Source organism: Streptomyces sp. NPDC003016 (assembly GCF_053591455.1).
On the sequence record NZ_JBSFTV010000007.1, the window covers coordinates 114,769 to 132,705 of the forward strand.

The 17,937-nt window shown below is 71.5% G+C and carries 19 protein-coding genes; 10 read left to right on the forward strand and 9 right to left on the reverse strand.

The features are described 5' to 3' along the window. Positions 1-29: 29 nt before the first annotated feature. From ACWDZ4_RS08195 to ACWDZ4_RS08225, 7 genes are all read left to right on the forward strand, one after another. Positions 30-911, forward strand: coding sequence for an STAS domain-containing protein (locus ACWDZ4_RS08195; RefSeq protein WP_451507594.1), 882 nt, complete (start codon positions 30-32; stop codon positions 909-911). Further along, positions 908-1,315 (forward strand): STAS domain-containing protein, encoded by a 408-nt coding sequence (locus tag ACWDZ4_RS08200; RefSeq protein WP_451507595.1) that lies wholly within the window; start codon positions 908-910, stop codon positions 1,313-1,315. The genes ACWDZ4_RS08195 and ACWDZ4_RS08200 overlap by 4 nt, the downstream gene beginning before the upstream one ends. Further along, a complete protein-coding gene (locus tag ACWDZ4_RS08205; protein WP_451507596.1) occupies positions 1,299-1,769 on the forward strand; it encodes an ATP-binding protein in 471 nt (156 codons plus the stop codon). Before ACWDZ4_RS08200 ends, ACWDZ4_RS08205 begins: the two co-directional genes overlap by 17 nt. Beyond that, positions 1,766-2,779, forward strand: coding sequence for a SpoIIE family protein phosphatase (locus tag ACWDZ4_RS08210; protein WP_451507597.1), 1,014 nt, complete (start codon positions 1,766-1,768; stop codon positions 2,777-2,779). Before ACWDZ4_RS08205 ends, ACWDZ4_RS08210 begins: the two co-directional genes overlap by 4 nt. Next, the gene (locus ACWDZ4_RS08215) at positions 2,776-4,062 is read left to right on the forward strand and encodes a PP2C family protein-serine/threonine phosphatase (protein WP_451507598.1); all 1,287 of its coding nucleotides are present in this window, start codon (positions 2,776-2,778) and stop codon (positions 4,060-4,062) included. The genes ACWDZ4_RS08210 and ACWDZ4_RS08215 overlap by 4 nt, the downstream gene beginning before the upstream one ends. A gap of 129 nt (positions 4,063-4,191) precedes the next feature. Further along, complete coding sequence (locus ACWDZ4_RS08220; RefSeq protein WP_451507599.1) at positions 4,192-4,695, forward strand: MarR family winged helix-turn-helix transcriptional regulator; 504 nt, start codon at positions 4,192-4,194, stop codon at positions 4,693-4,695. A gap of 92 nt (positions 4,696-4,787) precedes the next feature. Beyond that, positions 4,788-5,981, forward strand: a complete 1,194-nt coding sequence (locus ACWDZ4_RS08225) for a PP2C family protein-serine/threonine phosphatase (protein WP_451507600.1) — start codon at positions 4,788-4,790, stop codon at positions 5,979-5,981. Positions 5,982-6,023: 42 nt separating this feature from the next. On the opposite strand, the gene ACWDZ4_RS08230 is transcribed toward ACWDZ4_RS08225, so the two are convergent. From ACWDZ4_RS08230 to ACWDZ4_RS08240, 3 genes are all read right to left on the reverse strand, one after another. Next, positions 6,024-6,482 carry a MarR family winged helix-turn-helix transcriptional regulator gene (locus tag ACWDZ4_RS08230; protein ID WP_451507601.1) on the reverse strand — a complete coding sequence of 153 codons (459 nt, stop codon included), beginning with the start codon at positions 6,480-6,482 and terminating at the stop codon, positions 6,024-6,026. Positions 6,483-6,898: 416 nt separating this feature from the next. Beyond that, on the reverse strand, positions 6,899-7,309 hold the full coding sequence (locus ACWDZ4_RS08235; RefSeq protein WP_451507602.1) for a DUF4190 domain-containing protein: 411 nt from the start codon (positions 7,307-7,309) through the stop codon (positions 6,899-6,901). A gap of 128 nt (positions 7,310-7,437) precedes the next feature. Further along, the gene (locus tag ACWDZ4_RS08240; protein WP_451507603.1) at positions 7,438-7,866 is read right to left on the reverse strand and encodes an ATP-binding protein; all 429 of its coding nucleotides are present in this window, start codon (positions 7,864-7,866) and stop codon (positions 7,438-7,440) included. Between the two features lie 1,087 nt (positions 7,867-8,953). Between ACWDZ4_RS08240 and ACWDZ4_RS08245 the strand changes: the two genes are divergently transcribed. Beyond that, entirely contained in the window at positions 8,954-9,955 is a 1,002-nt protein-coding gene (locus ACWDZ4_RS08245; RefSeq protein WP_451507604.1) for a TIGR03842 family LLM class F420-dependent oxidoreductase, read from the forward strand. A gap of 78 nt (positions 9,956-10,033) precedes the next feature. On the opposite strand, the gene ACWDZ4_RS08250 is transcribed toward ACWDZ4_RS08245, so the two are convergent. The 3 genes from ACWDZ4_RS08250 to ACWDZ4_RS08260 all read right to left on the reverse strand — a co-directional run bounded on the left by ACWDZ4_RS08250 (position 10,034) and on the right by ACWDZ4_RS08260 (position 12,430). Beyond that, positions 10,034-10,537, reverse strand: a complete 504-nt coding sequence (locus tag ACWDZ4_RS08250) for an FBP domain-containing protein (protein ID WP_451507605.1) — start codon at positions 10,535-10,537, stop codon at positions 10,034-10,036. 100 nt (positions 10,538-10,637) lie between these two features. Then, positions 10,638-11,459 carry a class I SAM-dependent methyltransferase gene (locus tag ACWDZ4_RS08255; protein WP_451507606.1) on the reverse strand — a complete coding sequence of 274 codons (822 nt, stop codon included), beginning with the start codon at positions 11,457-11,459 and terminating at the stop codon, positions 10,638-10,640. Further along, positions 11,456-12,430: a carboxymuconolactone decarboxylase family protein gene (locus ACWDZ4_RS08260; protein ID WP_451507607.1), complete on the reverse strand. Its 975-nt coding sequence runs from the start codon at positions 12,428-12,430 to the stop codon at positions 11,456-11,458. Before ACWDZ4_RS08260 ends, ACWDZ4_RS08255 begins: the two co-directional genes overlap by 4 nt. Positions 12,431-12,597: 167 nt before the next feature. On the opposite strand from ACWDZ4_RS08260, the gene ACWDZ4_RS08265 reads away from it, so the two are divergent. Together ACWDZ4_RS08265 and ACWDZ4_RS08270 are read left to right on the forward strand one after the other, a co-directional pair. Continuing rightward, positions 12,598-13,743: a sensor histidine kinase gene (locus ACWDZ4_RS08265; RefSeq protein ID WP_451507608.1), complete on the forward strand. Its 1,146-nt coding sequence runs from the start codon at positions 12,598-12,600 to the stop codon at positions 13,741-13,743. Continuing rightward, positions 13,740-14,435 (forward strand): response regulator, encoded by a 696-nt coding sequence (locus ACWDZ4_RS08270; RefSeq protein ID WP_451507609.1) that lies wholly within the window; start codon positions 13,740-13,742, stop codon positions 14,433-14,435. The genes ACWDZ4_RS08265 and ACWDZ4_RS08270 overlap by 4 nt, the downstream gene beginning before the upstream one ends. A 74-nt stretch (positions 14,436-14,509) precedes the next feature. Here the strand turns inward: ACWDZ4_RS08270 and ACWDZ4_RS08275 are convergent, their stop codons facing one another. The 3 genes from ACWDZ4_RS08275 to ACWDZ4_RS08285 all read right to left on the reverse strand — a co-directional run bounded on the left by ACWDZ4_RS08275 (position 14,510) and on the right by ACWDZ4_RS08285 (position 17,875). Further along, positions 14,510-16,201 carry a lysyl oxidase family protein gene (locus ACWDZ4_RS08275; RefSeq protein WP_451507610.1) on the reverse strand — a complete coding sequence of 564 codons (1,692 nt, stop codon included), beginning with the start codon at positions 16,199-16,201 and terminating at the stop codon, positions 14,510-14,512. Between the two features lie 241 nt (positions 16,202-16,442). After that, the gene (locus tag ACWDZ4_RS08280) at positions 16,443-17,093 is read right to left on the reverse strand and encodes a CoA transferase subunit B (protein WP_451507611.1); all 651 of its coding nucleotides are present in this window, start codon (positions 17,091-17,093) and stop codon (positions 16,443-16,445) included. Next, the gene (locus ACWDZ4_RS08285; RefSeq protein ID WP_451507612.1) at positions 17,093-17,875 is read right to left on the reverse strand and encodes a CoA transferase subunit A; all 783 of its coding nucleotides are present in this window, start codon (positions 17,873-17,875) and stop codon (positions 17,093-17,095) included. The genes ACWDZ4_RS08280 and ACWDZ4_RS08285 overlap by 1 nt, the downstream gene beginning before the upstream one ends. Between the last annotated feature and the right edge of the window lie 62 nt (positions 17,876-17,937).

Below are 17,937 nucleotides of genomic sequence, written 5' to 3' on the forward strand. Positions count from 1 at the left end.
TGGGCTGACGAAGACGCGAAGGAGCTCTGGTGAGTAGCAGCGATGAGGTGGCGGCCCGAAAGCGCGTCGTCGGCGCGGTGCAGGGGTGCGCCGAGACGATAGCCGACCGGTGGGTGCAGCTGCAGGTGCAGCAGGCCGCCCCGGGTACGGGCATCCGGGAGAGTGAGCTGCGCGAGGAGGCGGACGCCCTGGTCGCTGCCCTGGTCGACGGTCTTGGCAGCGCTCTGCCGGTCGACCGGATCGTGAACGCGCATGCCGGGCTCAACCGTGCGGTCACCGAGCTGTCCTTGCGCAGGGCGAGGGGCGGCGAATCCCCGACCGCCACGTCACTGGCCGTACTCGCGCTCAAGGAGGCACTGCTGGAGGCGGTGCAGAAGAGCACACAGGACAGCGGAGACCTGTTCTCCGCGGCCCTGCTGATCAACCGGCTTCTGGACGCGGCGGGCGCCCTGTCCTTCGACACCTATGTCGAGGGGCGGGAGGAGATCATCCGCCGGCAGAGCAGGCAGTTGCTGGAGCTTTCCACTCCCGTGGTCCGGCTCTGGCGGCAGGTGCTGGGAGTGCCGCTGATCGGCACGCTCGACACCGCGCGCACGCAGGTGGTGATGGAGAACCTGCTGCAGGCCATCCAGGACCAGGAGGCCACGGTCGCGATCATCGACATCACCGGTGTGCCGACCGTGGACACCGCTGTGGCGCATCATCTGATGCAGACCGTCAACGCGGTACGGCTGATGGGGGCGGACTGCATCATCAGCGGTATCCGGCCGCCGATCGCGCAGACCATCGCCCAGCTGGGCATCGACCTGTCCACGATCATGACCCGGGCCACCCTCGCGGACGCTCTGTCCGAGGCGATCAAACTCACCGCCGGCTCTCTGGTCCCGTCCGACGCACCGGCTTCTCGGTGACCGGCCGTCCGAGCGGTGTTCCCCTTCTGCGCCTGGGGGACGTGCTGGTCACCGGGTTGCTCAACGAGCTGGACGACAAGGCCGCTCTGGTGTTCACCGACGAACTCACCGAGCGGATCTCGGCCGAGGGAGTGCGCGGAGTCCTCATCGACATCTCCCGCCTGGAGCTCATCGACTCGTTCGTGGCACGCACGTTGATGGAGCTGACCACGGTGGCCAGGCTGCTGGGGGCCCGCGTGATCGTGGCCGGTATGCGCCCCGCCGTGGCGATCACACTGGTCGAACTCGGCATCGAACTCATTGGTGTGCGAACCGCCCTGAACGCAGAGCAGGGCATGGCAGCCCTGGGCTGGCATCAAAGTCCGCAGCCCCCGGAAGGGGCCCCCCGTGACACAACTCGCTAGTACGGATACGGCTGCCGCACAGGAGAACCTCCCAGCGTCCGGAGGCGCCGAGGACGCCGCCGCGCGAGTGGTGCTGGCCACGGAGGAGGACCTGCTGAAGGTCCGCCACGCGGTGCGCGCGGCCACCCTGGCCGTCGGCTTCGGCATCGTCGATCAGACGCGGGTGGTGACCGCGGCCAGTGAGCTGGCACGCAACGCCTACATCCATGGCGGGGGAGGGTCCCTCACCATTGAGTACCCGCGCCGCCACGGTGAGAAGGGCCTGCGGCTGACGTTCCGGGACGACGGCCCGGGCATTCCCGACACCGACGCCGCGCTCGTCGACGGCTTCACCACCGGCACAGGGCTCGGCCACGGCCTGGGCGGTGCCCGTCGTCTCATGGACGACTTCGAGGTACGCACCGCGCCGGGCGCCGGAACGACTGTGATCGCCACCCGGTGGGTGAACCGGTGACCCCTCCCGCCGTGCCGCCCACCGCCTTCGTACGCATCGATCACTACAGCGCCGTCCACCTGGCCGCGGCGACCGCCCGCTCGATCGCCCAGCAGTGCCGGCTTCCCGGAGCGGCGCCCGACCGGGCCGCGGTCGTCGCCTCCGAGCTGGCCAGCAATCTCGACAAGCACGCCAAGGACGGCGCGCTCTACATCCAGCCGCTGCCGCTGGGCGCCGGCCTGGAGATCCTCGCGGCGGACCGCGGCCCCGGCATGCCGGAGCTGCACCGCTGCCTTGCCGACGGCTACACCACGACCGGCACCCTGGGCGCGGGTCTCGGAGCCGTCAGCCGGACAGCGACGGACTTCACCATCCGCACCCAGGTCGGCGTCGGCACCCTGGCGTGTGCCCGCCTCGCCCTCCCCGGCCAGCCCGAGCCGGTGTGGCAGGACGCCGGGTTCCTCTGCCTGCCCGCCGAGGGAGAGGAGGAGTGCGGAGACGCGGGTGCCATCGTCCAGCACGCCGGCATCCGGACGGCGATCGTCGTGGACGGGCTCGGGCACGGGCCCCGGGCCGCCGAGGCCGCGCAGACGGCCCTGCGTGCTTTCCACGCCGCCGGGGACCGGCCGCTGCCCCAGATCCTCGACTCGCTGCACCGAGCCCTGCGCCACACCCGTGGCGCCGCTGTCGGCCTCCTGCGCCTGCACGCCGAACACGCCCAGTACTGCGGGATCGGCAACGTGCGCGTCCTGGCCTTCTCCCCTCGCGGCGTCGACCACCGGCTGACCGGACAACCCGGCATCGTCGGCTGGAAGATGCCCGCCGCCAAGACGCACAGCATTCCCCTCGCTCACGGCACCACCGCCGTGCTCCACAGCGACGGCATCAACGCCCCGTGGGCGCATGCCCCCTCCCCTTTCATGCTGCGTCTGCCTCCGCCCCTGCTCGCCGCGGCAGTCGCTCATGGCCACCGGTCCAGCCGCGACGACGCCACCGTGCTGGCCGTCAGGCCCGAGCAGAGGCAGCGATGACCGACAGTGTTTTCCGCACCCTGCCGCCGCTGCGCCGGGCCGTGCGCCGCCTGGCACACGAGTACCGGCTGCCCGTCGAAGTCAGAGCCCGCCTCGTGCTGTCCGTGGCCGACCTGGCCGACAGCGAGTTCCGGGCCGGCCGGCCCGTCGTCCTGGACAGCGCCCAAGAAGGAGGTACGCAGACCGAGTCGCCCGTCCTGGCGGTCACCCTGCGGTCCCCGGGAGCCTCCGGCCTGCTTGCCGCCACGGACCTGCCGCTGCCCGCCACCGAACCCTCCCCCGGCGCCGTCACGTGGCGGATCCCCCTTCCCGTTCCCGCCACGCAGGCCCACCGCCCCGGCTCCGGCAGGCTCCCGGCCGACAGCGGCGGCCGATGCGCGTCGGGCCCGGACAGGGCGCCGTGGACCCAGATCCGGGCCGTCGAGGAAGAACTCCGCGCGGCCTTCGCCCAGACCGACGGTCTCATCGCCGAACACCGCCGCCTCAAGCACGAGCTCGCCGAGACCAACGCCGGCGTCCTCGCCCTCTACGTACAGCTCGAAGAACGCGACGAACAACTGCGCAGGACGCACGGCCGGATCCTTCAGGAACTCGAAGACGCCCTGCGCCCGCCGCCGCTGGCCGTCGACGGCCTGGAGCTCGCGGTCCATTACGCACCGGCCGACCCCAACGCCCCCGCCGGCGGAGACCTCTACGACTGGTTCGCCCTCCCCGACGGCACGCTCCACATCACCGTCGTCGACGCCCTGGGGCACGGGGTACGCAGCACGCGCAGCGCCCTCAACGTGACCCACGCCGTACGCACGCTGGCCCTCGAAGGCCATCCGCTGCAGTCGATCCTGGCCCGCACGCACGAAATCCTCGTGCCGCTGGACCCCGATCTGATGGCGACCGTGCTCCTGGCCCGGCTGGACCCGGCCACCGGAGAACTCCAGCTGGCCAACGGCAGTCACCCTCCCGCGCTCCTGGTCCGGGCCGACGGCACCGCGCAGTACCTCGAAGTCCGCGGCCGGGGCATCGGGTTTCCCTTTCCCGGAAGCGAAAGAGTCCTGCGTACCCGGGTCGGCCCGGACGATCTCCTCATCCTCTACACCGACGGACTCACCGAGAGCCGTCGGGACCCCTGCGAGGGCGAGATCCGTCTCGTCGAGGCGTCCCGCCATCACGCGTCCGGGCCGCTGGCAGACATCCCCGGCTCGATCGCCGCCGACATGCACACGGTCGTCCTCCACCCCGACGACACCCTGGTCCTGGCTGTCCGCAGCAGCAGGGGCGCGCCGTAGGCGGCGCGCGGGGCACCGCCGAAGCCGTCCCCTCCGACGGGGGCACGAGATGCTTTCCGCCAGCGCGGATTCCCGCCCCGCACAAAGGCGTCACGAACACATCACACACGAAGATGAGAATATGACCCCATGCTCCACACCCGGCACTTCACGCATCACGAGCAAGTGGCTCATGACACATGCGCGACATTGGAATTGCTGCAGCTCCTGTGGAGCCGGGGCCAGGAAGCCGCCCCCTCCGGCCCGATATCCCCCTCACAGCTTCGCGCGCTGACCGTCCTCGAAGGACAGGACGGGGTCAACCTCCGGGCCCTGGGGGAGGCGCTGGGATCGCGACCGTCGTCCGTCAGCCGGTTGTGCGACCGCCTGGAGGCCGCCGGCCTCGTCGAACGGCTTCCGAGCGCCACCAGCCGCCGCGAGGTCGAGGTGAGAATGAGCCGACGCGGACGCGATCTCCTCGCCGAATTCCGCGCGTTTCGAGTACGGGAAATTGAAGCGGTATTGCGGGAAATAGCTCCGGGCGAGCTTGCGGCCCTCGCAGGAGGGCTTGAAGCCTTCCGCGCGGCAGCCGCGGCCCGCGTCGGCCTCGCCGAAGCGGCTGACGGCCAGGAGCACTCGGCGGACACCGCCTGACGGGCTCCGCCGACCGGGTCTCCGCGGCTTCTGGGGGGGGCAGGATGGAAACAGCTACGGTGCGGCCCGATGCGGACGATGAGGAAGAGCCCATGAGCGACCAGCCCGGACACTGGCTCGGAGCCGCGGAGAGCGCGTTGAGGGCGGCGCCGCCCACCGGCCTGCTGTCCACGGCGCGCTCGCTGCTCGCCCACTACTTGCACGCTCGCTCCGTGACGCTGCTGCTGGCGGACTACGGCCTGACCGTGCTCCAGCCGGTCACCCGCCTCCCGCATACGGGCGAGGCGGTACCCGCCCGCGGCGAGCACCCGGTCGGCCGCGCCTTCTCGGCGCAGGTCCCCGTCCTGGAGGCCGTGGCAGAGCCCGGCACGGTGACGGTGCACCTTCCCGTCACCGTACGGGGAGACCGCCTGGGCGTGCTGTCGGTGCACCTTCCGGAGCTGACCGCGGGAGCGCCGCGCGTGCTGGAACTGAGCGCCTTCGCCACGGCGGTCGGCCACGAACTGCTGGCCGCGGAGAGGGACACCGACCTCTACCTCCAGGCCCGCCGCCGCCAGCGCCTCACCCTGGCGGCCGAAATGCAGTGGCAGCTCCTGCCCGGCCGCGGTTTCGCCCGCGAAGAGTGCACACTCGGAGCCCACCTGGAGCCGGCCTACGCCATCGGCGGCGACAACTTCGACTGGAGCACCACCGACGATCACTTGACCATCACCGTGTCCGACGGCAGCGGAGACGGCGTCCAAGCGGCCCTGCTGACGAACCTCACCGTCAGCGCACTGCGCAACGCCCGCCGCAGCGGCATCACCCTGTCCGACCAGGCACGCCTCGCCGACCAGGCCGTCTACGGAGAATACGCCGGGGCCCAGTACTCGGCGACGCTCCTGCTGCGCTTCGACCTGGCCACCGGCCGGATCCAGGCGGTCGACGCCGGCTCGCCACAGCTGTTCCGTCTGCGGCACGGCATCGTCGAGCGGTTCGAGCTCGACGCCCAGCTGCCGCTCGGCATGTTCGAGGAAACGGAGTACCGCGAGCAGGTGCTGCAGATCGAGCCCGGAGACCGTTTGATCATCGCCAGCAGCGGTGTGCACGGCGCTCTGTCGGCGGACGGCAGGATCTTCGGTGAGATCGCCCTGCGCGAGACCATTGCCGCTACCCGCACCTCATCGGCTCACGAAGCAGCGCGAGCTGTCGTCGACGGGCTGATCCAGTATCACGGCAGTCACGACTTGCCCCACGATGCCGCCGTGGTGTGCCTGGACTGGCGCGGAAGGCCCGCCGCCGCCTGACGGCCACCCCTGACGAGCGAGCGAACCGGCCTCCTCCCCCTCTCACCCGCCGCCGGCCTGCCATGCCTTCGAGAAGGCCGCCAAGGCGGTCAGCAGGGCCGGGCGGTCGGCGGCCGGCATACGCCTCAGGACGTCACCGAACAGCGCATGACGACGGGCGAACAGAGAGTCGACCAGTCCCTGCCCCTGCGGCGTGAGCGCCAGGACCACCTCGCGCCGGCTGAGCGCAGCGCGTTCGCGACGTGCCAGGCCGGCCGCTTCCAGCCGGTCGCACAACCTGCTGACAGCCGAAGGGGCCGCGCCGACGTCCTCGGCCAGACCGGTGAGGTTGATGCCCGGGGACCGACGAATGATCAACAGCGCTTCCAGCTGGAGGGCCGAAAGCCGTGGAGACATGGTGTGAGCGGCCTGCTCCCACGTCGACACCACTGCCTCGGCGGCCTGAGCCACCTGGACGGCGAGGTCGTGAAGGGGGTCGTCTGATGGTCCCGCGCGCTCCATGCAGCCGTCACTCCCATGAACACTCGTACACCTCGCCGTCCCGCTCAGGAGGCTGAAGCTCTCGCGGCACGCATCTGCGGCTCTGTCACGGGGCACCTGCCCGATCTGGCGAAAGTATCCCTACAAAATAGCCCCGCATTGTCGCCCCGGCCGTACGTGCGAGCTTCACGGCGCCGCCGGAACGGATCCGATGACACGCGGGTCCCCGGGCCGCCGGGAAGACCGGGACATGAGAAGTGGACCCGCCGCTTCATCATCCTGCCCGGCCGCCCTGTCCGCCAGCTCGGCCGGTCCGTGTCGGACCGCGGGTTTGCCGTGTCCCGTGATCACTGAGCGGTGGTGCTTGAGTCGGTTCGGGCCCGGCACTCCGGTTCCGTCCCGCCCGTCGCGGGACGGTCGCGCGGACGCCGGCGGGATCAGTTGTCCATGTCCCGGTCGAAGTCCTTCTCGCACGCCTCACGTTCGCTCTGCGTCGTGGCGTGCTGGACGCAGTCGTCGAAGTCCTCGAACTCGTCGGAATTGATGATCGACGCGCCGACCGCGATGATCACGACGGATGCGATCAGTCCCAGCGCACCGAGCACCGTGCCGATGACCGACATCCTGCCGTGCGAGGCGCGGCCTCCACGTGCCTTGCGTGCGCCGAGAATGCCGAAGACCACCGCCAGCAGGCCCAGTACGATGCCGCCGAAGACGGTCCAGAAGAGGAGGACCGCCGCGACGCCGAGAACGAGCGCGGTGATCGCCAGTCCGTTGCCCCGCTTCACGCCCGTGTCAGGGGTCTGCGCGTGGTCGTTCGGCGTCTGCGGGTGGTGGGAGAAGGACATGCCGTCACACTCATCTCTGCTTCCGTGCCATCGAGTTGTCGTACGCGCCCCTTGTGCCCCGGCGCCGGTGGCGAATGCATCCCGTTGTCATGCCGCAACAGAGCCCGTTGCCGCTCCGCGACGCCCCGCTACCGCGCCGAGTGGTCAGGGTTCCGGGTGAGGAGGGCGGTGATGGTCTTGCCGGAACCAGGGCCGGGCGTGACGGTCACGCCCTGGGCGAGGCGGCGGACCATGTGCCAGCCGAAGCCCCCGCTGCCGCCGTTCAGGTCGGGGGTGCGCTCGCGCGGGGGTGCGGGACGGGGGTCGCTGACCGCGACGCTCACCGTGTCGGGGCCGGCGGACAGTTCGAGGGTGTAGCGGCCGCCGCCGTGGCGCAGGGCGTTGGTGACGAGTTCGGACACCACGAGGACGAGGGTGTCCGCCACGTCCGGGCCCGGCGCCGGGCCGAGGCTGTCGGTGAAGGCGCGGGTGATCTCGCGAGCCCGGCGGATGTCGGCTGTGCTGTCGCCCGTCGCCCGATGTGAGGCAACCGTGTCGGTGGTCTTTGTGCCGTTCATGCACGTACACCTCACCCGGATCGGTTGTGCTGTTGTGCAGAAGGGAGAGCCTGCCCGCCCAAACAGGTTCCACACGGGTTTCCACACCGGCGCGACAGAATCCCGGATTCTCCGGCTGAAGGAAATCTGACGTGGCGGTAGTAGACATTGCCGTTTGGTGGGGTAGGGTTTTGCCCGTGGTCAAGACCGCGCCCGTGGTCAAGACCGCGAGCGAGGCGCGGCAGTGGAACCTCAGGGCCGGATGCGCCAGGGTCCTCGGGTTGGCTGCCGGGCCGGCGGCCCGGAGGGGCCGCGAGCAGTTCCGCGGTTCCAGCAGTACGACAAGCAGTACGACAGATCGACCGCGAGGAAGAAGGAGGCAGACGCCATCAGGATCGCCCGGGCGAGGAGGAGTCCGCCCGGGTACCGAAGGACCCGGAAGGGAAGGTGGTCCCCGGTCACGCATCAGCGATCCCCGCATCCCCGTCCGTCCCCCCGGCGGAGACGCGGAAACAAGAGCCCGGCACAGCAGTAGCCGGCAGATGGTGTTGATCCCCCGGGGCCCTGGTGCCGTACGGCACCAGGGCCCCTTCACGTGTGCGCTGGCGACGCGCCGCCTGGCACTCCTCGATGCCCAGGGGCTCTCCGCGGCGCCGGCTGTCCCTTCGAGGTCCGGCCCGGGAAACACGAGCGCATGGTGGCACCGCTGCTCACCGGTGAGCAGCGGTGGGCAGCGCTGGAGGACCTCTTCCCAGGACCCGGGAAGCAGTCCAGGACTGTCCCCCCGCGACTCGCCCCGACGCGTCGTCGCACAAGGTTCGGCACGGCTCGATGTGGAAAGATTTCCCGGAGCACGTCACGCAGAGGATGCGTTCGCACAAGTTCCCGGCCGTTCGCGGCGTACCCGGCGCCTTCCGCGGCGGCGACGGACGGATCCTGCGCGCCGTGCAACGCTCCGCCCCCGACGGCGGACTGGTCATGGCACCGCCGGGAACGGCGTCGTCACCGGCGGGCGCGCGTTCACCGGCCGGGCAGGACACGGCATCCGCACGCCCCGATCCACCTGTCAGAACCTGAACTGATCCGAGCGAACCGGGAGGTCCACGTCATGGACTTCGGACTCGTCCTGCAGACCGACCCGCCCGCGTCGGCGGTCGTCGGCCTGATGCGGCGCGCTGAGCGCAACGGCTTCCGCTACGGCTGGACCTTCGACTCCGCCGTGCTGTGGCAGGAACCCTTCGTCATCTACAGCCGCGTCCTCGAACACACCGAGCGCCTGATCGTCGGGCCGATGGTGACCAACCCCTCCACCCGCACCTGGGAGGTCACCGCTTCCACCTTCGCCACCCTCAACGAGATGTACGGCAACAGAACCGTGTGCGGCATCGGCCGCGGCGACTCCGCGATGCGGGTGGCGGGCCGCAAGCCCAACACCCTGGCCCGGCTCGGGGAGGCGATCGGCGTCATCCGCGACCTCGCGGAGGGGCGGGAGGCGGACATCGGCGGGCAGCGGATCAGGCTGCCGTGGGTGAAGGACGGCCGGCTGCCGGTGTGGATGGCGGCGTACGGGCCCAGGGCGCTGGAGCTGGCCGGGCAGAAGGCGGACGGGTTCATCCTCCAGCTGGCGGACCCGTTCCTGACCGAGTGGATGGTCGAGGCGGTGCGCACCGCCGCGTCGGACGCGGGACGCGACCCGGAGTCCGTCACCGTCTGCGTCGCCGCCCCCGCGTACGTCGGCGAGGACCTCGCCCACGCGCGGGAGCAGTGCCGGTGGTTCGGCGGCATGGTGGGCAACCACGTCGCGGATCTGGTGGCCCGGTACGGCGAGGACTCCGGCCTGGTGCCGGAGGCCCTCACGGCGTACATCACACAGCGCCAGGGGTACGACTACAGCCACCACGGACGGGCCGGGAACCCGGACACCGCCTTCGTGCCCGACGAGATCGTCGACCGCTTCTGCCTGCTGGGGCCGGCCGAGGCGCACATCGAGAAGCTCAGGGCGCTGCGCGCCCTCGGCGTCGACCAGTTCGCGGTCTACGCCATGCACGACGCGAAGGAAGCGACGATCGACGCGTACGGCGCCGAGATCATCCCCGCGCTCGACTCCTGAGTCACCGGCGGTGTCCTGGCCGTCGGCGGCACGCACTCCGCCCCGGGGAAGGGCCCCTTCCGCGGGGCGGAGCAGGTCTCAGCCCGCAGTGACCTTGGCCGCGAAGGCGTCCAGATTGCGCGTCATACGGGCGATGCGCTCGTCCAGGGTGAGGGACTCCTCGTAGCGTCCGGAACGCAGCTTCGGCTGCCGCTTGCCGCGCAGATACAACGAGCAGGCGAGGTCGGAGCAGACGTAGACGCCGGCCGTGTTGCCCTCGCGGCCCCGCGTGCCCGCCAAGGGGGCGGCGAGCAAGGAGACCCCGGAGGAGGCGTGTCCCGTCAGGCACATCTGGCAGAGACTGGACTTCACCGCACTGGTGCGGCCCACGGCGGGGACGCGCAGGGAGATTCCCAGCGGACCGTTCGCGCGGGGCAGTACGAGGTGGGCCCGCAGCGGAGCCCCTGGATCCACCCACCCCAGGAAGTCCAGGTCCTCCCAGGGCAGCTCGGCGAAGCCGAGCGGCAGCTTGAGGCGGGTCGCCTCGCCCTTGGTGCAGTTCACGAAGGACGAGCGGATCTGTTTCTCACTGAGCGGTTCCACGAGCGTCGACCCTACGGAGCGGCGGACCGCGTCGCACCTCAATATCCGCCGTGCGGCGCCACCGCCACAGGCCCGGCAGGAACCGGCCCCGCCGCCTCCGCTACGGGCGTACCGCGCCGACCACCCAGACCCCGGCCCGCATCACCACTCCCCGCCCCGTCTCGTACGGGCGCAGAGCGTCCTCCATCGCGGCGCGGGTGGACGCGGGCACCGAGCCCCCCGCACCCGTGCGGGACAGCAGGAAGCCCACGGCGTCGGCCGCGTCCCGGCCCCAGACCGTCGGCCCGTCGGCCGGGGCCACGGTCACCTCCTCGAAGCCCGCCCCGCCCAGGATTTCGTGCAGGCGGGCGGGGTCGGACAGTGAGCCCATCGCGCGCATCACCTGGGCGGTGCGCTGGTCCGGTTCGCCCGTGAGCGAGCCGATCAGGCCCAGCGTCCTGGCCTCCTCACCGTCCGGTCCGCCCGGCTGCGGGCAGACGAAGGCGAGCCGCCCGCCGGGGCGCAGGGCACGGCCGATGTGGCCGAAGGCCTCCGCATGGTCCGCGAAGAACATGACTCCGCCCCGGCTGATCGCCACGTCGTAGCCACCCGGCGTGAACGGATGCGTCTGCGCGTCCCCCTGTTCGTACACGATCCGCGCGTTCTGCGTCGAGACGCGCGCCCGCTCGATCAGCGGCCGTGAGAGGTCCACGCCCACGACGCTGCCGCGCGAGGCGATGCGCGCGGCGTGACGGGTGGTCCAGCCACTGCCGCAGCCGATGTCCAGGACGCGGTCGCGTTCGCCGATCGCGGCGGCGGCGAAGAGCGCGTCGTTGAAGCCGGACACCATGGCGTCGTAGCGGTCCTGGTGCTCGGCCCAGTGCGCGCCGACCGGCCCGTCCCACGCTTCGGCGACGGTGTTCACCGGGGCGGAGGGGTTCACAGGGTCTCCTCGACGCGCTCGACGGCGGTGATCGCGCCGTACGCGACCAGGTGCACCAGGCAGTGGTCGGTGTGGGCCGGGGTCCGCCACGCGGTGACGTCCTCCCCGGTGATGTGGTTCGGGGCGAGGGCGGCCAGCAGCGCGAGCCGGGCGCCGGGGCGGTCGTCCCGTTCGGGCAGCCAGTCACCGGACGGCGGCACGGGCGCGACGCCGTCCCACTCGGACACCGTCTTGCGTACGTACGCCCGGTCGTCCTCGGACAGCAGGCCCGCGCCCGTCAGCGCCGCCTCGCGCAGCGCACCGTACGCCACCGCGATCGGAGACCCGGGCGCCGCCCAGGCGGGTTCGGGGCCGGACGGCTCCAGCAGGGGCAGACTGTCGCCGGGGCGCAGCTCGCGCCGGATGGTGGCGACCAGGTGGCGGCCCGCCGCGGTGTCGAGGAAGCGGAGCTTGTGCTCGTCGTCCGCCAGGGAGGTGTCGGCGAGCAGCGCCGACGCGATCCGGTTGATGAAGTGGAAAGTGAGGGCCGTGCCGATGTACTCGGCGGCCTGCTCCGGCGGGAACGGCGGCGGCCCGGCGTCCGCGCCGGCCGCCTTTCCCCACTGGAGCAGCCGGGCGTGCGCGGGGTCGGCCGGTGTCTCGCCGCGCCCGACCGTCCGGGCGAGGGCGTGGTCGCCGCCCGCGTACAGCAGCATGGTGTGCGCGTTGACGCAGAAGTGGCAGCTGTTGGCGAGTGACACCCCGGCGGCCACCAGCTCCTTGTCCGTACGGGACGCCTGCCCCGTCACCAGCAGGGACTCGCGCATCAGCGCCCAGAATCCGGTCAGCAGCGGGGTGGAGGGCGACAGTACGGCGAAGGTGGACGCCCCCGGGACACCGAAGTCGGTGGTCAGCTGGGCGTAGACGTCGGCGGCGACTCCGGTCGCGGAGCCGGGCGTCGCGGGCGAGGTGAAGCGGAAAGGTCCGGTCATGGGGACGATGCTCGCCCGCGGGCAGGCTGCCCGTCGTCGTACGGCGGGAGGCACCGCCGACTGCGCCCGGCAGGTGGCGCCGAGGCCGCCCTACTTCCCCGGAAGTAGGGGGAAAGCCGTCTGCGGGGAGGAGGCGCCGGGCGGGAGCTGCGTCTAGGGTGCGGTTCATGCAGGGGGATCAGCGGGACGGGCACGCCTGGAGAACCGGGCTCATCGACACGGGACTTGCGGCCGTCATCGGCGGCGCGGTCCTCCTCGCGGGCTTCACCACGCCGGGGCCGGGACCCGGCATGGTCGACGTGGTCCTGATCACCGCCGGGTCGCTGGCACTCGCCGTGCACCGCAGGGCCCCGGTGCCGGTGCTGGTCTTCACCGCGGCCTGCATGCTCGGTTACGCCGTACACGCGAGCCCGGGGGCCTCGGCGGCCTTCCCGGTGATCGCCGGGGTGCACGCCGTGACCCGGGTCGGGCACCGGGCGGTGGCGATCGGGGTGAGCGTCGTCTTCCTCGTGGGCTTCTTCGTCGCGAGCCCGTCGGGGGACGCGGTCGAGCGGTCGCTGCTGCTGCACGGCTGGTTCCTCAGCGCCGGCGTGACGGGGCTCATCGACAAGAACTGGCAGGCGTACCTGCACCAGACCGAACAGCGCGCGGCCGAGGCGGAACGCACCAAGGAGGAGGCCGCGCTGCGCAGGGCGGGGGAGGAGCGGCTGCGGATCGCGCGCGAGCTGCACGACTCGCTCACCCACTCCATCTCGATCGTCAAGCTCCAGGCGGGAGTCGCCGTGCACCTGGCGCGCAAGCGCGGCGAGGACGTGCCGGAGGCGCTGCTCGCCATCCAGGAGGCGAGCGGTGAGGCGATGCGCGAGCTGCGGGCGACGCTGGAGGTGCTGCGTACGGACGACGCCGTACCGCCGGGCAGCGTCCTCGCCCACCTCGGCGAACTGGTGGAGCGGGCCCGTACGGCCGGAATCGCGGCGTCGGTAACCGTCACCGGACCCGAACGCGCGCTGCCGGACGCCGTCGACCGGGCGGCGTACCGCATCGTCCAGGAGGCGCTCACCAATGTCGCCCGGCACGCGGGCCGCGCGAAGACGACCGTGCTGCTCGGCTACGCCCGGGACCACCTCTCCGTCCACGTCGAGGACGAGGGCCCGGCCGCCCCGGCCGCGCCGGGCGGGCAGCCGCCGGTCCCCGGCACCGGTCTGACCGGGATGCGCGAGCGCGTCACCGCCCTCGGCGGCACCCTGCACGCGGCACCGCGCCCCGGCGGCGGCTTCCGCGTACGCGCCGAACTCCCCCTGGAGGCGCGGTGAGCGGCCCGCTGCGCGTACTGATCGTCGACGACCAGGCACTGATGCGGGCGGGGTTCTGCGCCCTGCTGGCCGCCGAGGACGACATCGAGGTCGTCGCCGAGGCCGCCGACGGCCGCCAGGGCCTCGAACTCGCCCGCCGCTACGTCCCGGACGTCGCGCTCGTCGACGTGCAGATGCCGGTGATGACCGGCATCGAGACCACCCGCCACATCGCCGCCGATCCGGCGCTGGCCGGGGTGCACGTCGTCATCCTCACCAACTACGGCCTGGACGAGTACGTCTTCGACGCGCTGCGCGCGGGGGCCGCGGGGTTCCTCCTCAAGGACACCGAACCGGCCGACCTGCTCCGGGCCGTCCGCATCGCGGCCCACGGTGACGCGCTGCTCTCGCCGTCCGTGACGCGCCGCCTCATCACCGAGTTCGTCGCCCGGCCGCCGGACCGCCGCACGGCCCCCGGCCTCGAGACGCTCACCCGGCGCGAGCGCGAGGTCGCGGCGCTGGTCGCGCACGGCCTGACGAACGAGGAGATCGCCGCCCACATGGTGATCAGCCCCTTCACGGCCAAGACCCATGTCAGCCGCGCCATGGTCAAACTGGGCGCCCGCGACCGTGCCCAACTGGTCGTCTTCGTCTACGAGTCGGGGCTGGTGACCCCGAGGGGCGTCGCGGGCGCCGACGGCCGCGCCGGCTGACCCGCCCACGACCCGGCCCCCGGGCACGGAACCCGGGAGCCGGCATCGCCAGCGTGTGTTCCGTCAGGACCGGGTCAGTTGGCGTCGACCAGGTCATGAGCGGGCACGGTCACCGTACGGGCGCCCGCCCGGCCGCCCAGGACGACCTTGCGCAGAGCGCTGTTGTTGCTGAGGCTGGTCTCCTTGAGCCGCTTCTCGGGGTTGGCCAGCACCTGGATGTAGTAGGTGCCGTTCGGCAGACCGGTGATGTCGAACGACTGGCCGGGAAGGTCCTGGGTGTACGTGTCGCCGGAGCCGACGTCGAGCACTTCCCGGACGGAGATGGAACTCTCCTGGCCGCACGCGGTGGACAGGTCGGTGTTGCCCGGGTGCCAGTTGGCGTTCTTCACCGTGTAGTCGACCGCGTCGGTGTTGGCCAGGCAGAAGGCCTCCTTGCCGCTGCGGACCGTCTCCCTCCGGTCGGCCTTGAGCAGCCGGTAGCTGGCGAAGTCGGTGAAGTGCCAGTGTTCGTGACCCTTGCGCGGGTCCCACTCCATGGTGCCGGTCGGCGTGTAGCCGACCTGCTTCCCGTCGGCGTCGTAGAAGTACTGGTAGGCGTCCATCACCTCCTTGCCCGGAGCGCGGAAACCGTCGACCACGAGCTGTGCGGGACCCGCGTTCCAGACGTTGGCGCTGAAGGCCAGGTAGTCCTTGCCCGCCGTGCTGCCCTCTCCCTTGTCGGTGGTGATGCCGTAGGCCGGCAGCGAACGGAGGTCGGGCTTGGGCACGTTCGGCACGTTCGGTGTGCCGGTCGGCCGCTTCGCGGCGGGCTTCACCGCCGGAGCCCTCCGGGAACCGTCCGTCTGCCCCGCCCTGTCACCCACCCGAGCCGCCCCGAGGGCTTCCTTCCTGACTGCCCAGGGGAGGGCCGGCGGCGCGGGGGTGTGGGGCCCGTGACCCACGTTGTACGACGGTCCCGCCCCGCTCGTCGCGGCGGCCGGCGCCGGCGCGCGCATCGCGCCGTGACCGGAGTGCCCGGCCGAGTGCGACCCGTGCGCCATGGCGGCCGACGCGCCCATGTCGTCCTCGTAACTGAGCTCACGTACGGTCAGCTTGACCGTCTGCGCCTTGTTCTCCATGCCGAACAGCTCGCGGTAGCGCTTCTTCACGGACACCTTGGCGGTGTACTTCCCGGCGGGCAGGACGACCGGGTCGGAGTAGTAGCCCGCGTACGTGTTGGACGCCCAGCCGTTCTCGACACCCCACACCGAGCCGAGCGTGAACGGGTTCTCGGGACAGCTCTCGGGGTACTTCGACCTGGCCGGGGCGTCGGGGCGTATCCGGCCGGAGGCGTTGTTCGGGCAGAAGGCCTCGGACTTGTTCATCACGGTCCTGCCGGCCGCGTCGACGATCTTGACCTGCGCGAAGTCCGGCAGTCCCGCGAAGTCCTTCACCAGGCCCTGGGGAAGGGTCCTGGTCCGGGTCTGCGTTCCCCCGCGGATGATCTGCTTGGCCACGACCGGGTCCTTGTAGGACTTGCGGGTCACCTTGAGTTCGAGGGGGCCGTTCTCGGCGGTGACGTACGTACCGAGGTCCAGATAGACGCCGGGGCTCTCCTTCCACGAGGTGAGCGTCACCGCCCCCGAGGCGGCGATCAGGCTGAGCTTCGGCGCGGGCTGCTCCGTTTCGGCGTCGGGCGCGGCGGCGACGAGGCCGGCGGTCACGGTGATCGCCGCGGCGCCGGCGATCGCCGAACGCCAGGGACGGGCTTGGGGGAATCTGGTCATAATTCCTCGTTTTCCGAGTGCCTGCTCTGATCGTGGAGCTGTCTCCGGCCTGGGAGAGTCGAGGGAGGGTGGCATGGGTTGTCTGTGACCCCGTGAGAGACGGCTCGTTGTCCGAAAACAGTCCCTGGGCGGCGGATCAAGCCGTCGTGGCGCTGTTTCCGCCCCTGTATTCCCCTGCTGTGGTACGCGGGCCGACGCGCCTCCCTGTCAATGGTTCCTCCGGGCGGCGAGCCCCTCCCGGTCAGCAGGCGGCGGTGGAACTGCCCAGGCACAGGGGAGCATCGGTGCGGGCGGTGATGTCCTCGGCGGTGACGCCGGGGGCGGTCTCGACGAGAGCGAGGCCGTCGTCGGTGATGTCGAGAACACCGAGGTCGGTGATGATCCGGTGGACGCACGCCTTGCCGGTGAGCGGCAGGGTGCACTCCTTCAGGATCTTCGGACTCCCGTCCTTGGCGGTGTGCTCCATCAGGACGACGACGCGGCGGGCCCCGTGCACGAGGTCCATCGCACCGCCCATGCCCTTGACCGTCTTCCCGGGGATCATCCAGTTGGCGAGGTCGCCGTGGGCGGAGACCTGCATGGCACCGAGGACGGCGGTGTCGATGTGGCCGCCGCGGATCATGCCGAAGGACAGGGCCGAGTCGAAGAAGGCGGCGCCCGGCAGGACGGTGACGGTCTCCTTGCCGGCGTTGATCAGGTCCGGGTCGACCTCGTCCTCGGCGGGGTAGGGGCCGGTGCCGAGGATGCCGTTCTCCGAGTGCAGGACGACGTGCACCCCGGGAGGGAGGTGGCCGGGGATCAGGGTGGGCAGGCCGATGCCGAGGTTGACGTAGGAGCCGTCGGTGAGTTCGGCGGCGGCTCGGGCGGCCATCTGCCCGCGGGTCCAGGCCATCAGCTGCGTACCGTCCCTCGTGTCGAAGACGCGGAAATCGAAAGGCGCTCGATCTGCTTGTCGGCGGCCTGCCCGGGGCTGAGCTCCACGACCCTCTGCACGTAGATCCCGGGCAGGTGGACCTCTTCCGGACTCAGCTCGCCCGGTTCGACCAGATCCTCCACCTCGGCGACGGTGACGCGCCCGGCCATGGCGGCGAGGGGGTTGAAGTTGGCGGCGGCGCGGCGGAAGCGGAGGTTGCCGTGGCGGTCGCCGCGCCAGGCCCTCACGAGGGCGTAGTCGGCGGTGATGCCGTGTTCCAGGACGTGCGGGCGGCCCGTGAAGTCGCGGGACTCCTTGGGCGGCGAGGCGACGGCGACCGTACCGTCGGCCGCGTAGCGCCAGGGCAGGCCGCCGGCGGCGACCTGGGTACCGACGCCCGCGGGTGTGTAGAAGGCGGGGATGCCCGCACCGCCGGCCCGCAGCCGTTCGGCGAGCGTGCCCTGCGGAACGAGTTCCACCTCCAGTTCGCCCGACAGGTACTGGCGGGCGAACTCCTTGTTCTCGCCGACGTACGAGCCGGTCACCCGGGCGATGCGGCCCGAGGCCAGCAGGACGCCCAGGCCCCGGCCGTCCACGCCGCAGTTGTTGGAGACGACCTCCAGGCCGCCCGCGCCCTGTTCGTACAGGGCGCGGATGAGGACTTCGGGTACGCCGCTGAGGCCGAAGCCGCCGACGGCCAGTGAGGCGCCGTCGGGGATGTCGGCGACCGCCTCGGCGGCGCTGCCGATCACTTTGTCCATGGTGGGCGTGTTCCTTTCACTGTGCCGCGCCGGGCAGGGCGGCGGCCCGGCCCCGGCCGCGG